Origin of the sequence: Wenzhouxiangella marina (assembly GCF_001187785.1) — a bacterium.
GTDB classification, from domain to species: domain Bacteria; phylum Pseudomonadota; class Gammaproteobacteria; order Xanthomonadales; family Wenzhouxiangellaceae; genus Wenzhouxiangella; species Wenzhouxiangella marina.
Genome location: NZ_CP012154.1, coordinates 1,040,706 through 1,056,758 on the forward strand (window position 1 = coordinate 1,040,706; position 16,053 = coordinate 1,056,758).

A 16,053-nucleotide genomic window follows, 5' to 3' on the forward strand; every position below is an offset into this window, starting at 1 on the left:
GGCCGCTCGATCCCCGGCACTCGAATCCAGACGATAAAGGAGCATGAGCAATGAAAGCAGTGGCATGGCGACGATACGGCAGTCCGACGGATGCGCTGGCAATCATCGAGGCCGAAACGCCGGCGCCGAAAGAGGATGAATTGCTGATTCGAGTCTGTGCCAGTGCGGTCACCTCCGGTGATTCGAGAATCCGCGCGCTTCGCGTGCCGGTCGGGTTCGGCCTTCTGAGCCGCCTGGGCTTCGGGCTTCTGAAGCCGCGCACGCAGATTCCCGGCATGAGCTTCGCCGGCGAGGTGGCCGCTGTCGGCGGTGCGGTGAGTTCGTTCAGGGTCGGGGATCAGGTCTATGGCTCGGCGGGAATGCGGATGGGTGCCCACGCCGAGTACCTGTGCCTGGCCGAATCCGCCGCCGTCATCAAGGCGCCCGACGGGGTCGATGCTGCGACTGCCGCGGCCGCGGTCTTCGGCGGACAGACGGCGATCCATTTCCTGAAGGCGACCGCCGGCCTTGAAGGCGGGCAGCGCATTCTGATCAACGGCGCCTCCGGCTCCGTTGGCTCGGCGTCGGTTCAGCTGGCGAAGCATCTGGGTGCCGAGGTGGTGGCCGTCTGCAGCACTGGCAACGTCGAGCTGGTCCGCTCCCTCGGGGCGGATCGGGTCATCGATTACCGGACCGAACGCATCGAGGATGATGCGGGGGGCTTCGACTTCGTGCTCGATACGGTCGGCAACCTGTCCCTGTCCCGATGCAAGCCCCTGCTCAAGGCCGATGGCAAGCTCATTGCCATCGTGGCCGGTCTGCTGACCACCCTGTCCTCGACCTGGCGCTCTCGCCTGATCTGCGGCGTGGCGGTCGAAAGCAAGGCCCACCTGGATACGCTCGCCACTCTGCTCGAGGGCGGGCAGTTCAAGCCGGTCATCGACGAGGTCTACCCGCTTGACCGAATCGTCGAGGCGCACGAGCGCGTCGACGGTTGCCACAAGCGGGGTGAAGTGGTGGTCGGGATTGGTGAATGCAGGGATTGGCCCGGTTGATGCCCGTGATTGGTGGTCCTTCGAGGCGTCGAGCGGGCAAGCGGGTGAGGGCCCACCGGCACGCCTTGCGTATACCTGCATGACGTAGCCAGATTTTTTGCAGGGAGTTCCTATCGTGCCTCAGCCCAATCATCCTTCGTGCCCCGATAGCGGCCGGCAGCCCTCGACCTGCGCAGTGACGCGCCCGGGAATCCATCGGCTATGGCGGGGAGTCTGCATTGCGATCGCTCTGATCGTCGTCCAGCCGGTCGAAGCGGCCACCATCACCGTCAATACGGCGGAAGTCCTGGCCTCGGCCGATGACGGCTTCTGTACCCTGACCGAGGCGGTGCTGGCGGCCAACAGCAATACGGCGTCAGGGGCCTTGCCCGGTGAGTGTGTGGCCGGCGAGGCCGTCCCGGTCCAGGATCTGATCGTCTTCGAGCCCAGCCTCTTCCCGGCCCACTTCCAGATCTTCTCGACCCTGCATCTGAACGAGTCCATCAAGATCCAGGGGCCGGGTGCAGCGGTGATGGATGTGACCAACCTCGCCGAGACCCGCGTGTTCAATATCCTGAACCTGCAGGCCAACTCCGAATTCGAGATCAGCGGCATGACGCTCCGGGACAATGTCCTGCGCGCCGTGACCGGCGACTATGGCGGTGCGGCCCTGGTGTCCCTGGGGCCCGGTTCCAGCCTGCTGTTCGAGAACATCGTCTTCCTGAACAATTCCTCGGAACGTGGCGGTGGCGCCCTCGGCTTCTTCGGCGGCGGCGGCCATTCCATCACCATCAGAAACTGTACCTTCGACGGCAACCGCGCCGGCAATTTCGGTGACGGCAACGTGGTCGGCGGTGGTGCCGTGTTCATCGGTGCCCAACAGACGATATCGATCGAGAACAGCAGTTTCATCAACAACGAGACCTTCCACGATGCGCTGGCTCAGCCCCAGGAGGATGCGGCGGGCGGCGCCATTCTGCTCCGCTCCGGCCAGACCCTGGCCAGCGTCGTGGACATCTTCCAGTCCACCTTCTCCGGCAACTCGACGACCGGGGTCGGCGGCGCGATCGCCCTGGGTGGTCCGGGCTTTCCGGCCGAAATCTCCGAGTTGAGCCTCAGGCATTCGACCGTGGTCTTCAACATCTCGGACAGCAACGACGACGAGGTCGCGGTGGCCGGCGGCGGCGGCGTCTGGTCGGCGTCCTCGGCACCGGTTCAATTGTTCAATTCGATCGTGGCGCTCAACGCCGACAATGCCGATTCGCCGGCGCCGGATCTGCACGGCAGCATGCAGAGCTTCGGCTTCAATCTCGTCAGCATGAATGCGACCGTGAGCGGGGTGTTCCCCGCCGGCCAGCCGAACGGCAACGATGACTGGGTGGGCACCGCCCCGTCGCCGCTGGATCCCTTGCTCGAAGCCCTGGATTACGCCGGCGGACCGACGCCCGTGCACGTGCCGATGCTGGGGAGCCCGGTGCTCGACCAGGGTCGGTGCACCTCGCGGCTGACGGATCAGCGACTGTTCCAGAACACGCAGACGGGACTCCGAGTCATCGACATCGGCAACATCATCGATGCCGCCGACGGCTGCGACATCGGCGCCGTCGAGCTATTCAGCGCCAGCTCGAATCCGATTCCCGTCGCGAACGACGACATCTACACGGCCTTCGAGGATCAGCCGCTCACCGTCGCGGCGATCAACGGTCTGCTTCAGAACGACCTGGACGATGACGCCCTGATCGTGATCGATGCCAGTCCCGCCGACCAGAATCGAGGGCTGGTGGCGGCCCAGCTCACGGCCAGCGCGGACGGCGCCTTCGTCTTCGAGACCCTGAGTCCCGACACCTCCGGTCAGACGGAGTTCGTGTACGTCATCTCCGACAACCTGAACACCGGCTCGGCCAGCGTGTTCATCGATGTGTTGCCGGTCAACGATGCGCCCAGCTTCGCATTCAGCACCGATTCGCTGGCGGCCGTACCCGCACAGCCGACGCTCATCGAGGACTGGGCCACGGAGATCGGCGCCGGTCCGGCCGATGAGCAGGGCCAGTCGGTACAGTTCCTGGTGTCGCCCGTGGATGTGCCGGTCGGCTTCTTCTCCGTCTCGCCCAGTCTTCAGTTCGGCGGAACCGGCAATGCGGATCTGAGCTTCGAGATCGCCGCCGGCGCCACCGGCAGCGCCATCGTCAGCATCGTCCTGCTGGACAACGGCGGCACCGCCAATGGCGGCGTCAATCTGTCGGATGCGGTCGTGGTCAACATCTCGGCCAGCACGGACTCCATCTTCCACAGTCGCTTCGAAGGTATTGACCGGGCAGGCATGTAGATCACATGCCGGACATCGTGCAGGCCTCGAATCAAGGCGTCGCTCGAAGGCAATGCGAATTGCATCGGCAAGCGCGAGAAGGCCGAGTCGGGGCCTGCCTGGTGTCCCTGACTGATCGATTTCAAATGCCGCTAGTTACATGGCCCCAGGCTCCAGCTCTGACCATCGCTCGATGACAGGGTGTGGCTGCCGTAGGTGGAACCGGGCAGGGGGTCGTCGCTGCCTTCGGCGAAGTAGTCGGGGGCCCAGAAGCTGCCCGTGCTGTAGGCGCGGCCGGCGGCGCGGTGCAGGTAGTTCAGGGTGGTGAACTCCTGACACTGCGGGTCGGGGTCCGGATCTGGATCGGGGTCCGGATCGGTGCCGCCGCCCGTGCCCGAGCAGGCCTGGACGGGGCCCTGGCAGGACGCGTCGCCATCGGCGGTCCAGACGCACTGACCGCCACCGGCGGAGGACTCCCGCATGGTGAAGGGCGCGGTCCCGAAGGCCAGGTAGCAGTTGGCATAGCCGCTGCCCCAGCTGATGTGGCCTTCGTTGATGTGGAAGTTGTAGTCCCCGGTCCGGCCGGCGTCGATCAGAAAGGTGATGCTGTCGATGCTCGACAATCCGGCTGCGTCGGTGGCGGTGACGGTGGCCTCGACGCTGCCGCCGGGCAGATTGCACTGGCTGGCGGCGTAGAGCTGGCCATCGATGCTGGCGGTGGCCGATCCGAGCGTGGTTGCGCCGCTGGCGAAGTCGACGACGACCGTGTCGAGGTTCTGGTTGGCGTCGATCACCGATCCGCTGACCGTGGCGCACTGCCCATCGACGCTCGCGTCGATGTTGCTCAGGGTGGGTGCCTGCTCCGGCGGTGGATCGCCGATGCGGACGATGACGGTCACCGGGGCGCTGTCCTGGTCATTGTTGTCGGTGGCCACGGCGCTGACTTCGTACAGAGCGTCGGGGAGGGTGGTGCTGGTGAAGTTGAACTGCCCCGAGCCGTCGACGATGGTATCGATCACCTGGACTTCCACCGGCACGCCATCGATGTCGCTGATCGCGATCTCGACATTGACGACCGAACCGTCGGCATCGCTGGCGGCGCCCGTGATGCCGAGCGTGTCATTGGTGCTCGCGATTGCGGACAAGGTCGTGACGTCCGGGGCCTCGTTGCGATCGATGCGGGGGTTGTTGGCGGCGAAGAACTCGCCGAGGTAGCTGGCGAAGTTGATGCTGGCGCCATTGACGTAGCTGCCGCTGGCGCCGCTGCCGCCGGACCAGGAGTGGTCGAGGCCGTTGAAGAAGAGCATGGCCACCCGGCCGTTCTGCCAGAGGGTCTCGTCGGCGCTGCCGCCGCCCTCGCTGATCACGGTCGTTCCGGACAGCTGTGACACGCCGTAGACGCGCGCGTAGCCGTTCGCGTTCTGCTGGTTGTAGCAGGTGCTGACCGTGGTGTCGCTGGTGCCGTGCCCCACGACCGCGACCTGGGTGTCGAGAAAGGCTTCCACGCTGGCGTCGGCATAGCTGCGACAGCGGCTTTCGAACTGGGCCGGGGACACGGTCTCGCAGGTCCCGATCGCGCCTGAAGAGCTGGTGCCGATCGTCGGGCCGGCGCTCGGTGCGACGCCGGCGAAGAGGTCCGGGGCCACGCAGCCGGTCTGTGCCGCGAAGGCCGCGCCCGAGGACAGGCCCGAAATGTAGACCTGGTCGGCGTCGATGGCCTTCGATGCATCATTGGTCAGCGCCTGGGCGAGTCCGATCAGGTTGGCGTAGTCGCCCGAGCTGCGGGAGATCGTGCCCTGCCAGTAGGACCAGCAGCTGAAACCGGCCTTGTTCATCGCATCGGGCACGGCGATCACCATGCCATGGGCTTCGGCGGCGTCTTCGAGATTGGCGGTCAGGAAGGCGTCGATGGACTGGGTGCAGCCGTGCAGGACGACCAGCAGGGCGCGGCCGTTGCCGACCGGCGAAGTCGTGTCCGGGGTGTAAACATGGACTCGATTGAATCCACCGATGGCTTGGTTCTGCTGCCAGGATCCGGCCATCGCTGTCGTCTGCAGTGCGAGCAACAGCAGGACGAGAAGCCAGCGCGCCGCGACTTGTAGCGATCGACCTGCCTCCCCCCTTGAAATCGTTGCTGGATTCAAGGCCATGATCAGGTCTCCCGATGTGGATGGTCACATCAGCCTAGGCCGGGCTTGGTCAGGAGCGCCATTGGACGAAAGGGCAGGCGGGTCCTCGGCTCAGCAGTGGTCCGAGGAACCGGTTGTCGGCTCGGGGCCCGAGTTCAGTCCGGCAGCTCATCCCTGGTGATTCCGAGCCAGCCGATGGAGTCTGTCTGCGGCGAGCACCGAAGCAACGCAGGTAGGGAAACTCACCAGGACCTGCCGAGGGTCCCTTAGAATTCAGGCTCGAGTTTGGCGTCCGACATCAGAAAGGCAGTTAGTGACCATGTCCGAAGACCGCAGCGACAATTCAGAAGCCACGGAAGGCAAGGCGAAGGGCAAGCCCTGGTTCTTCATCGGGATCATCGGCGGCATCATCCTGGGATCGATGTTCGGCAATATCGGCGCCGGGGTCGCGATCGGGATCTGTCTCTGGCTGCTGATGAGCGCGATGGAGAAGAAGGATGGATCCAGCAAGCCGGACGTGCCGATCGACGAAGAGAAAGACTGAGTTCTGCCAACAGCCTGCTTGCCCATGGATCCGGAACGGTGCAGGATCTGCAACCAGTCGCTGTACGAGGAGTTCGGGCGAGGGCGCTGCATGGTGATCCAGCAGGCTGAGAATGCGGCCGGGTATGCGCAATCTGCGGCGCTGTCGACCCCGTTACATGATATGCTTCTAATATAATAATGAAGTGGAGTGCGGGCTTCCGGTCCAGCTTGAAACCGGCCCGACTCCGTTGGTCCTCGACACTCCTGATTCTGCAATCGAATGAATGCCATGAACGACCGATTTCGCCGCGAGCGGGTGCTCGATGTGCACCACTGGAACGAACGACTGTTCAGTATTCGAACGACCCGCGATCCGGGCTTCCGCTTCGAGAGCGGGCAGTTCATCATGGTCGGTCTGGAAGTGGACGGGAAGCCCCTGCTTCGCGCCTATTCGATCGCCAGCGCCTCCTGGGAGGAGGAACTCGAGTTCTATTCGATCAAGGTGCCGGACGGCCCGCTGACCTCACGCCTGCAGCACGTCAAGCCGGGCGATGAGCTGCTGCTGTCGAAGAAGCCGACGGGCACTCTGCTCATCAGCGATCTGCGGCCCGGACCTCGCCTCTATCTGCTCGGCACCGGCACCGGCCTGGCGCCGTATCTTTCCATCATCAAGGACCCGGAAACCTACGAGCGTTTCGACACGGTGATCGTTGCGCACGGGGTACGCCAGGTGTCCGATCTGGCCTACCGAGAAATGATCAGCCACGATCTGCCCAAGGATCCGATCCTGGGCGAAATCATCAATGGGCACCTGCTCTACTATCCGGCCGTGACGAGAGAGCCCTTCATACACGAGGGCCGTCTGACCGATCTGCTCGATTCGGGGCAGATGACGAAGGACCTGGGCTTGCCGGCCTTCGATCCGGCCAACGATCGCGTCATGCTCTGCGGCAGCATGGACATGATCAAGGACTTCCGAACGCTGCTCGATGGGCGCGGCTTTCGCGCCAGCCAGTTCATCGGCGATACAGGTGACTACGTGTTCGAACGGGCTTTCGTCGGCTGACGATCTCGGCTGCAGCCGGGTCTGCGCTGCCGGGTCGAGCGCGGGCCTCGTCAATGGTTCGCGGGCCGGGGTTCGAGGATCACCTGCCGCGGCCGGTGGCCGGGCAGGTGCGGGGATCGATCAGGGGGGGGCTCAGCCCTCGTCGCCGGTCAGCTCGTCCCAGGCCGCGCGCATGTCGTCCATGGCATTGGAGGTGCGTTCGCGGATCTGCTCCCAGGCATCGCCACCGTACTCCTGGGCTTCGGCCAGGGCCTCGGCGGCCTGCTGACGCGCTTCTTCGGCTTCCGAGCGCAGCTCGGCCCAGGCTTCGCTGCTGCGGTCGAGGCCGGAATCGGCCAGCGCCTGCGCCTTGGCACGGGCATTCGCCGCGGCTTCAGCGGCGCGCTGCCAGGCTTCCTGGGCGCCTTCGCTGATCTGGTCGCCCATTTCCTGCATGCGTTCGCCGGCAGCATCGGCCATGTCGCGAGCGCGATCACCGACGCTCCGGGCATCGTCCTGCATCGCTTCGGTTGAGCGCTCGGTCTGATCGCGGGCCGCTTCGTAGGCCGCTTCAGCCGCCTCGGCGGTTTCCTCGGCGGCCTGTTCGATCGCCTGCTGGGCTTCTTCCATCTGATCTTCCGGCTCGTCCGACTGGCATGCCGTCAGCATCAGCGCAGCACCGATCAAGAGAATCGTCCAGAGTTTCATGTCCTACCCTCGGTTTTTGGCGTATGAGATCGCAAAGGGTAATGGCCAGAGCCGCTCGAATGGTGAGAAAAACGTTAATCGAGCCAGGCCTCGGCCCTTCGGGAAGAAGCCCGGGGAAGTGCAGGGAGCTGGATGCAGGGCGCTGGACACCCATGAAGTCGACCCGAGGGTATCCTGAGCGGCAGGTCCAGTCGGGGCCAGGGAACCGGGCAGGTTACTGTGTGCTCGTGGTCGTCGGCCACGTCCCTGCAGGACGGGCCAACGTGTCGATGCATCTTGAAACGATCAGGAGAGGCGAGTCTTGAACTACTCGGGTGGATGTCTGTGCGGAGCCGTTCGCTTCGAGGTCGAGGGCGACTTCGAGCACTTTTTCCTCTGTCATTGCGCCCGCTGCCGGAAGGGGTCCGGGTCCTCGAATGCCGCCAATCTCTTTGCGCGATCTGCGGCACTCCGCTGGCTGTCCGGGGAGTCGATGGTCGCGGTCTACGAATTGCCGGGCAGTCGCCATGGCAGAGCGTTCTGCAAGGCCTGCGGCTCGCCCCTGCCGACGTCGCAGGACGGCGGGTCCTTGCTCGTCGTGCCGGCCGGGAGTCTGGAGACCGACCTGGCGATGCGGCCTCAGGGACACCTGTTCATGGCCAGCCGCGCCAGCTGGGACGATCGCCTGGACGAAGTCCCCCGATTCGACGCCTTGCCGGACTAGCCAGACGTCCCGGGGCAGTCGCTATACTTCGTGCTGTTCCGACGGCCGACCATGGCCGAATTCGAAGTCTGGCGAGAATCCATATGCTCAATCTGTTCCGCGTTGCCAGCCTGGCCGAGGGGGTTTCCCTGCTGGTGATCCTCAGTGTCACCCTGGGTTTGATCAGCCGGGAGTACGTCTACGTTCTCGGCATGACGCACGGTGTGATCTTTCTGATCTACTGCGTGCTGTCACTGATCGTGTCGCACCAGCAGAAATGGTCGGTCATCACCTGGTTGCTCAGCCTGCTGGCGGCCGTCCTGCCCTTCGCCTTCATTCCGATGGAGTTGTTTCTGGAAAGGGAACTGAAGAAGCGGGGCTCAGAGGAGTAGGGTCTGGCAGGAGCGCAGCGCCGTTCTCGGTCAGGGTCATGGCGGACGCTTCGATCCGCGCTGCAGGATCGGTGACAACGATGTTCAGCAATACATCCGTGCCCGGATCGTCCAAACGCCCTCGATTGCCGTGCCTGGCCGAATGGGCTAACCTCGGGGCTTCGATCTGACCGACATCTGCTTTCTGACGCTCGAGCCTCCCTTGCTCGGGGGATGAGGACGCCCGCCGAGCAGGTCATCCGGGATCGGAGGGGAGGCAATTGTGGATGGAAAGCTGACGACGGCGGGTGTCTTCGACACCGTGTCGGGTGCCCGGCCGGCGCCGCCGCTGGCTGCCGTGGGCCTGGCCTTCGCCATGCTCCTCGCCCTGTTCGGATTGCTGACTCCCGGTTCGGTCGCCGCACAGAATTGCGGTGGTGACGGGCAGCGCGCCTGCTGCCTGTTCGAAGCCCCCTTCGGCGCCTGCCAGCCAGGGTTGCTGGAGATTCCCGGCTGTGTCGGTGACTGTCAGTGCAGCAACAGCGTGTTCCAGTCGTCCAGCAGCTGCGTGGCGCCGACGCCCTGTGGGGGTCTGGGTGAGCGAGCCTGTTGCTTCGGCGAGTCCGCCTTCGGGCCCTGTGAAGCCGGTCTGGTCGAGAACGCGCAACCCGATGCCGGCTATTGCACCAATCTGCCGGGCACCCAGTCGAGCAGTGTCTGCCTGGCCCCCACGCCCTGCGGTGGCGCCGATCAGCGTGCCTGCTGCGCCGGAGAGGCGGCCTTCGGCGCCTGTCAGGCGGGGCTGGTGGAGGAGCCGATCGCAAACACGGGCCAGTGCAACAACCTCGCGCCCGGCATCGAGTCGCAGGGCATCTGCCGCGCCGTCTCGCCCTGCGGTGGCGACGGCCAGCGCGCCTGCTGCGTGGGTGAAGCGGCCTTCGGGGCCTGCCAGGCCGGTCTGGCCGAGGTCCCTCAGGCCAACGCCGGCCAGTGCGGCAACTTTCCCTGGGGCACGCAATCGAGCAGCATCTGCCAGGCGGTCACGGACTGCGGTGGACCGGGTCAGCGCGCCTGCTGCGTCGGTGAGGCCGGCTTCGGTGCCTGCCAGGCCGGGGTCAACGAAGTACCGGGCTGCGCCGGCGACTGCCTGTGCGAAACCGGGGCGACGGCCAATTCCACCTGCGTCACGCCGGCCCCCTGCGGCGGTCTCGGTCAGCGCGCCTGCTGCGTCGGCGAAGGCGCCGCCTGCAGCGCCGGTCTGGACGAGATTCCTGGCTGCACCGGCGATTGCTTCTGCGGCCCGAGCGCGACCGCCGCCGCCGTCTTTTCGAGCTCCAGCTGTGGCCTGATGACCGATCCTGCAGGCGGCATCATGCAGATCGCGGAGCCCGGCGTCGACTGCATCGACTGTGATCCACAGCCGCAGCCGGTGCCCGAGTTCTGCAATCTGCAGGGACTGTCCGACATGCACGCGCACATGTTCGCCCACCTGGCGCACGGTGGCGCGGCCTTCGTCGGCCGGCCCTACGATCCCGTCGGCGGCATCAACGAGGCCCTCAAGCAGGACTACGGCACCCATATGGACGTCGTCGGCGCCTTCGAGGGCGGGGCGCCGCCGGCGCATGTGGCCGACGGTCTGCCGCCCGACTGCCCGCCGTACCTGCTTGCCACGGGCGTCTGCGATGGCCAGGTGCTCTGGCACGGCGATCACCAGCCCTTCGACGACCCCACCGGCACCGGCACCGACGATCAGCCCGGCGCGCCCCTGGGTTCGCCGCTGTTCAACGGTTGGCCGACGCACAAGTCGGCGGTCCATCAGCAGATGTACTACCGCTGGCTCGAGCGCGCCTGGCGCGGCGGCTTGCGGCACATGGTGATGATGGCCGTGCACTCCGAGGCCATGTGCGAGGTCTCGGTGCAGCTGGCCGGCGTCGACTGCGCGGACTCGATGGCCCAGATCGATCTGCAGATCGAAGCGGCCTACGCCTTCCAGGACTGGCTCGATGCGCAGAGCGGGGGTCCGGGCGAGGGCTGGTTCCGCATCGTGCACAGCCCGGTCGAGGCTCGACGCGTGATCCTTGCCGGCAAGCTCGCGGTGACGCTCGGCATCGAGGTGGACAATCTTTTCAACTGCAAGGCCAGCGGCCCCTGTCCGAACATGCCGGGTCGGCCGGCGCTGGACACGGTGCAGAAGGCGATCGACTTCTACTACGACTGGGGCGTGCGTCATATCTTCCCGGTGCACAACTTCGACAATGCCTTCTCCGGGGCGGCGCTGTGGCTTGACCCCCTGGCCGTCGGCAACCGCTACATCCAGTACGAGTGGCAGACCGGCCAGGACTGCGCCACCACGCCAGGCGCCGGGCCGGGCTACGGCTTCCGGCACGACAACGTCACCATCGACATCCTGCGCGCCCTGGCCTGCGCCGTTTCCAACGGCCCGATCGAGAGCTGCGACCTCGGCGACATCGCACCCCCCTTCAATACCCCGACCAGCTGCAACACCCGGGGACTGACGGCTGCCGGCGTGGATCTGATCCAGCGCCTGATGGCCAGGGGCATGCTGATCGATATCGACCACATGTCCAGCCGCGCGCTGAACGAGACCCTCGATCTGGCGGCCCTGCTGGGGAACTACCCGCTGGTCGCCAGCCATGGCCAGTTCTTCGATCTGCATCCCCAGCTCTACGGCGATCCGACCGCGCCGGGCTCCGGTGGCCAGGCGGGACGGCACGAGCGCATGCGGACCCGCGATCAGCTCGATCGGATGCGCGATCTCGGCGGCCTGGTGGCGCTGCTGACCCTCGATGGCCAGCAGACGCTGCAATACACGCCGAGCCCGGTGAATGGTTTTCCGACCATCGCGGCCGACTGTCGGTCCTCGACCAAGAGCTGGATTCAGGCCTATCAGTACGCGGTCGATGTCATGCAGGGCCCCGTGGCGCTAGGGACCGACTTCAATGGAGTGGCCGCGCACACGGGACCGCGCTTCGGCTCGGCCGGCTGTGGCGGAGAGGACGGGGTGGTCGATCTTCTGGCCTCACGCAAGGAAGAACGCAGCGCCCAGGAACGGGCGGGCAACCAGCTGAGCTATCCGTTCAGCAACCCCTTCGGCACCTTCCAGCGACAGGTCACCGGCCAGCAGACCTTCGACTTCAATACCGATGGTCTGGCCCACGTCGGCCTGCTGCCCGACATGCTGGCCGACGTCGCCCAGCTGGGCATGGCTGGCGCCGGCATGGAGCCGCTCTACCGATCGGCCAACCGCTATCTGGAGGTGTGGGAAGCGGCACTCGGGGAGGCCTGCGACGTGAATGACGCCGAGCCGCCCATCGACCCGATGTTCATGGACCGCTTCGAGCTGGCCTCGACGCTGATTGGCCGTCGCCGCCCGGTACGGCGCTGAGCGCGAGCAGGTCAGCCGTGGGAAAGGGCTACTCGACACGGGGCTCGGCAAGACAAGGAAAACCGACGCGTCGTCCTGACGCACGGCTCACGAACGGGAGGGATCCATGACAAGAGGCTTGTTTGTTCTGACCATGCTGCTGATGGCTGGCAGCTCCGGCTTGCGGGCCCATGAGTGGCACAGCAGTGAACAGATGGCGCGGGCGGCCCGGGCTCTGCTGGACACGCTCGGCCCCGAGCAGCGCGAAGTCGCGCAGTTCGCCTTCGAGGCGGAGGAGCGGACCCGCTGGTCGAATCTGCCGATCCTGATGGTGCCGCCGTCCGGGCTCCTGTTGAAGGACATGAACGATGCCCAGCGTGCGGCGACCCAGGCCCTGCTTCGGGCCTCCCTGTCCAGCCAGGGCTATGCGAAGTTCGTCGGCGTGATGCGCCTGGAGGTCCTGCTTCATGAGGCGGCGCGGGCGCGATTCCAGGGCGAGCCGACTGGTCCGCAGCAGGCCTTCATCGCGACCCGCGACCCGAACAAGTACGCGGTGGCGATCTTCGGCGAGCCGGGCTCCGAGCACTGGGGCTGGCAGTTCTCCGGCCACCACGGGGCGGCGAATTTCACCGTTCACGAGGGTCGCGTCGGGTTCACGCCGACCTTTCTCGGCAGTTCGCCGCGTCGAGTCGAAACCGGCCCCTTCGCGGGCAGCATGGCCCTGCCGCACAAAGCCGATCGGGGGCTCGAGCTGATGCAGGCTCTCAGCCAGGAACAGCAGTCGACCGCCCAGGTCTCGGAGGATTTGCCCGACGGCATCTTCGAGGGCCCCGGGCGCAAGGCCAGCCTCGAAGCCTATGAGGGTCTGCAAGCCAGCGAACTGAACGCCGATCAGCGGCGCCTACTCCGCGCCCTGATCGAGGAGTACGTTCGGAATGCGGACTTCGACGCCGCCGATGCCCAGCTCGTGGCCATCGAAGCGGCGGGTTGGGACCAGCTCTGGTTTTCCTGGCGCGGCCCGATCGCGGCCGACGGGCGCTTCTACTATCGGGTCCACGGCCCGCGTCTGCTGATCGAATACAACCTCGTCGACGAGAACCACGATCACTCGATCGTCCGGGATCCGAGCAATGACTACGGTGCCGACTGGCTCGGCCAGCATTACGAAGAACACCACCCGAGTCAGGAGGAAATCCGGGCGGGCGTCCAGGAACGCATGGGCATCGGGGGGCAGAATTGACGGCGTCATGAGGGTGCTTCGATCCCTCGTCTGCGGCCTGCTCCTGTCGGTGATGGGAGCGGAGGCTCGCGCCGAGGTCGATCTGACCCTCGGCGCCTACTCGGACTATGTCTTTCGCGGCGTCTCCCAGACCGATGAGGGCCCGACTCCCCAGCTCAGTCTGGACGTCTATGGGGAGACAGGATGGTATGCCGGTATCTGGGCCTCCGACGTCGATTTCGACGAATCCGGCGACTGGGAACTCAATCCGTATCTAGGGGACCTCTGAATAATTATTCTCGGGCGCGACAGGCCTTTGCGGGAGTCTCCGGCTTGGCTTGGGCGAGCGTGGTTTGGTCATTCCAAATAAGCGAGTCCAAACGAGGCGGAGGCCCCGCAAAGGCCTGTCCCTATCGGGTTTCGCCGGAAAAGCCGCATCTCTTGCGTCGCGCCACTCGGCCGTAGCGACGGCTACTGTCGCTCGTGTCGCACCACACGATCTGCGGCTTTTCCGACTGAAACGCGCTCCGAGCATAATTGTTCAGAGGTCCCCTAGGCCTTTCCGGTGCCCTCGGGGATTCGGGCTGGGACTACGACGCCTACGCCATCTATTACGCCTATCCGTCCAGCGACGAGGTGGACGGTTACCCGGAGCTGATCCTCGCCCTCGGTCGCGACGGGCTGGTGGCCAGTCTGGCCTACGCCTGGGACAACTACGGACTGGGTGAGACGGCCGTTTATCTGAAGCTCGCGAAAGAGCAGGAACTGCCCGCTGGTTTCGCTCTGCATGCCTCGCTGGGTTACAGCCACTTTTCCTCGCCGGAGACCGATTTCCATCTCGGTGCCCCCGATGATTACTTCGACTGGAATCTTGCGGTGTCCAGGCCTCTGGCGGGCTTCGACCTCCGCCTCGACTACTTCGACACCGATGGCAACGGGAATGCGCTGTTCGGTCGCGAGCTGGCCGATCGTCGGCTCGTGTTCTCGATCGCGCGGACGTTCCGGCTCCTGGAGTGATTCTCGGACGATACGCCTTTGTCGATCACCGAAAGGGCGACCGTTTCTCGCAACAGCGAGGATTTTCAAGCAAGTTTTAACGGAGCTTCATGCTCCGGGCCCGGATTGGCAGCACCATGCGGTCAGACCAATCGAGGCCATCCGGAGCCCAGACCCATGCGATCACGACTCGTCCTGTCGACGGCCTTGGTGCTGTCGATCATTGCTTGCGCATCACCGGTTCGGGCTCAGTTCGACCAAGCCGCCTACCTGAAATCCATGACCCCCGACGCCATCCAGCGCGGACAGGCCGTGGCCCTTTCGGGTCGCCTGGCCCTGCTCTCGGGCCTCGAGGGAAATGCGGAAGGTACGGTCGCCGTCTTCGAGCAGGGCCTGGATGGGCAGTGGGCGTTTCAGAGCCTGATCAAGGCGGGCAACGCCCAGGGCGGCGATCAGTTCGGCGTGGCCCTGGCCGTGGATGGCGACACGATCGTTGTCGGCGCGCCAGGGGAGGACAGTGCCGCAACCGGAATCGGTGGTGATCAGGGCGACGACTCCGCCGAGGACGCGGGCGCAGTCTATGTCTATGTTCGGGCTCAGGACCAATGGGTCGAGCAGGCCTACATCAAGCCGTCCAATACGGACGCCGGGGATCAGTTCGGGTTCAGCGTCGCCTTGTACGGCGACACCCTGGTCGTGGGTGCGCCGGGTGAGGACGGTGGCGATTCGGGCGTTGGCGGCAACCCGGGCAGCAATGCGCTGCCGACCTCCGGTGCGGCCTATGTCTTTGTCCGCTCGGGAGGCAGCTGGAGCCAGCAGGCCTATCTGAAAGCCAGCAACACCGATGCGGCGGACGCCTTCGGCACCGCCGTGGACGTGTACCGAGCCTGGATCGCTGTCGGTGCGCCCTTCGAGGCCAGTGCCGCCACTGGACTTGGCGGAAATGCCGCCGACGATTCGGCCAGCGGCGCCGGCGCTGCCTATGCCTTCAAGCGTCAGGGCGTCAACTGGTCGCCGCTGGGCTATCTCAAGGCCTCCAACACCGATGCGGGCGATCGCTTCGGCACCTCGGTCGCGTTGACCGGTTCGCCGACCTTGATCGGTCACGAACTGCTGCTGATTGTCGGCGCGCCGGGCGAAAGCAGCTTGGCAACGGGCATCGGCGGTAATCAGAATGACAACGCTGCGTCCGACGCCGGCGCCGCTTACGCCTTCCTCGGCAATGGGACGGGCGGTTGGGGGCAGATCGCCTACCTCAAGGCCTCCAATACGGGCGCCGACGATGAATTCGGGCAACGCCTGGCAGTCAGTGATGGCACGACTCGGCGGATCGTGGTCGGTGCCTCCCGGGAAGATAGCCTGGGCACGGGGGTGGACGGAGTACAGGCCGACAATTCCGCGCCTCAGGCCGGTGCTGCCTATCTGTTTCTGGAGAACAACCAGAGCGTGCAGCAGGAACACTATCTGAAAGCCAGCAACACCGGCGGCGGGGACCGCTTCGGCTACGCCGTGGCCGTCGATCGCAGCCTGATCCTGATCGGCGCGCCCCTCGAGGACAGCGCAGCGCTCGGCGTTGGCGGCGATCAGCAGGACGACTCGGCCAGCAATGCCGGCGCAGCCTATCTGTTCTCGCTCCCCGATGGGGTCTTTGCCGATCGTTTCGATTGAGGCGACG

At 65.5% G+C, this 16,053-nt stretch carries 13 protein-coding genes; 11 read left to right on the forward strand and 2 right to left on the reverse strand.

Going from position 1 to position 16,053, the window contains the following annotated elements:
* Positions 1–50 precede the first annotated feature (50 nt).
* Both WM2015_RS04450 and WM2015_RS04455 read left to right on the forward strand, forming a co-directional pair.
* Positions 51–1,034, forward strand: a complete 984-nt coding sequence (locus WM2015_RS04450) for an NAD(P)-dependent alcohol dehydrogenase (protein WP_049724915.1) — start codon at positions 51–53, stop codon at positions 1,032–1,034.
* Between the two features lie 175 nt (positions 1,035–1,209).
* Positions 1,210–3,339, forward strand: coding sequence for a choice-of-anchor Q domain-containing protein (locus WM2015_RS04455; RefSeq protein ID WP_049724916.1), 2,130 nt, complete (start codon positions 1,210–1,212; stop codon positions 3,337–3,339).
* A gap of 131 nt (positions 3,340–3,470) precedes the next feature.
* Here WM2015_RS04455 and WM2015_RS04460 read toward each other — a convergent pair whose 3' ends face one another.
* Complete coding sequence (locus WM2015_RS04460) at positions 3,471–5,360, reverse strand: extracellular catalytic domain type 1 short-chain-length polyhydroxyalkanoate depolymerase (RefSeq protein ID WP_245609807.1); 1,890 nt, start codon at positions 5,358–5,360, stop codon at positions 3,471–3,473.
* Between the two features lie 406 nt (positions 5,361–5,766).
* On the opposite strand from WM2015_RS04460, the gene WM2015_RS04465 reads away from it, so the two are divergent.
* Together WM2015_RS04465 and WM2015_RS04470 are read left to right on the forward strand one after the other, a co-directional pair.
* Positions 5,767–5,991 (forward strand): hypothetical protein, encoded by a 225-nt coding sequence (locus WM2015_RS04465; protein WP_049724917.1) that lies wholly within the window; start codon positions 5,767–5,769, stop codon positions 5,989–5,991.
* A gap of 270 nt (positions 5,992–6,261) precedes the next feature.
* Complete coding sequence (locus tag WM2015_RS04470; RefSeq protein WP_049726975.1) at positions 6,262–7,038, forward strand: ferredoxin--NADP reductase; 777 nt, start codon at positions 6,262–6,264, stop codon at positions 7,036–7,038.
* 132 nt (positions 7,039–7,170) lie between these two features.
* Here WM2015_RS04470 and WM2015_RS04475 read toward each other — a convergent pair whose 3' ends face one another.
* Entirely contained in the window at positions 7,171–7,725 is a 555-nt protein-coding gene (locus WM2015_RS04475; protein ID WP_049724918.1) for a hypothetical protein, read from the reverse strand.
* A gap of 301 nt (positions 7,726–8,026) precedes the next feature.
* Here WM2015_RS04475 and WM2015_RS04480 point away from each other — a divergent pair, with 301 nt between their 5' ends.
* The 7 genes from WM2015_RS04480 to WM2015_RS04510 all read left to right on the forward strand — a co-directional run bounded on the left by WM2015_RS04480 (position 8,027) and on the right by WM2015_RS04510 (position 16,046).
* Positions 8,027–8,428 carry a GFA family protein gene (locus WM2015_RS04480; protein ID WP_049724919.1) on the forward strand — a complete coding sequence of 134 codons (402 nt, stop codon included), beginning with the start codon at positions 8,027–8,029 and terminating at the stop codon, positions 8,426–8,428.
* A gap of 83 nt (positions 8,429–8,511) precedes the next feature.
* Entirely contained in the window at positions 8,512–8,799 is a 288-nt protein-coding gene (locus tag WM2015_RS04485; RefSeq protein ID WP_049724920.1) for a DUF3817 domain-containing protein, read from the forward strand.
* Between the two features lie 262 nt (positions 8,800–9,061).
* Positions 9,062–12,184, forward strand: coding sequence for a membrane dipeptidase (locus WM2015_RS04490; RefSeq protein WP_049724921.1), 3,123 nt, complete (start codon positions 9,062–9,064; stop codon positions 12,182–12,184).
* A 106-nt stretch (positions 12,185–12,290) separates the two neighbouring features.
* Entirely contained in the window at positions 12,291–13,403 is a 1,113-nt protein-coding gene (locus WM2015_RS04495) for a DUF3500 domain-containing protein (RefSeq protein WP_082169435.1), read from the forward strand.
* A 7-nt stretch (positions 13,404–13,410) separates the two neighbouring features.
* Positions 13,411–13,671, forward strand: a complete 261-nt coding sequence (locus tag WM2015_RS04500; protein WP_049724923.1) for a TorF family putative porin — start codon at positions 13,411–13,413, stop codon at positions 13,669–13,671.
* A 248-nt stretch (positions 13,672–13,919) separates the two neighbouring features.
* Positions 13,920–14,399, forward strand: a complete 480-nt coding sequence (locus WM2015_RS04505; RefSeq protein WP_049724924.1) for a TorF family putative porin — start codon at positions 13,920–13,922, stop codon at positions 14,397–14,399.
* Between the two features lie 156 nt (positions 14,400–14,555).
* On the forward strand, positions 14,556–16,046 hold the full coding sequence (locus WM2015_RS04510; protein WP_049724925.1) for a hypothetical protein: 1,491 nt from the start codon (positions 14,556–14,558) through the stop codon (positions 16,044–16,046).
* Positions 16,047–16,053: the final 7 nt, after the last annotated feature.

Bases quoted from the DNA above. Each gene is read 5' to 3' on its own strand.
- WM2015_RS04450 (WP_049724915.1), top strand. From the start codon at position 51: ATGAAAGCAGTGGCATGGCGACGATACGGCAGTCCGACGGATGCGCTG.
- WM2015_RS04460 (WP_245609807.1), bottom strand. From the start codon at position 5,360: ATGGCCGGATCCTGGCAGCAGAACCAAGCCATCGGTGGATTCAATCGA.
- WM2015_RS04465 (WP_049724917.1), top strand. From the start codon at position 5,767: ATGTCCGAAGACCGCAGCGACAATTCAGAAGCCACGGAAGGCAAGGCG.
- WM2015_RS04470 (WP_049726975.1), top strand. From the start codon at position 6,262: ATGAACGACCGATTTCGCCGCGAGCGGGTGCTCGATGTGCACCACTGG.
- WM2015_RS04475 (WP_049724918.1), bottom strand. From the start codon at position 7,725: ATGAAACTCTGGACGATTCTCTTGATCGGTGCTGCGCTGATGCTGACG.
- WM2015_RS04485 (WP_049724920.1), top strand. From the start codon at position 8,512: ATGCTCAATCTGTTCCGCGTTGCCAGCCTGGCCGAGGGGGTTTCCCTG.
- WM2015_RS04495 (WP_082169435.1), top strand. From the start codon at position 12,291: ATGACAAGAGGCTTGTTTGTTCTGACCATGCTGCTGATGGCTGGCAGC.
- WM2015_RS04500 (WP_049724923.1), top strand. From the start codon at position 13,411: ATGAGGGTGCTTCGATCCCTCGTCTGCGGCCTGCTCCTGTCGGTGATG.
- WM2015_RS04510 (WP_049724925.1), top strand. From the start codon at position 14,556: ATGCGATCACGACTCGTCCTGTCGACGGCCTTGGTGCTGTCGATCATT.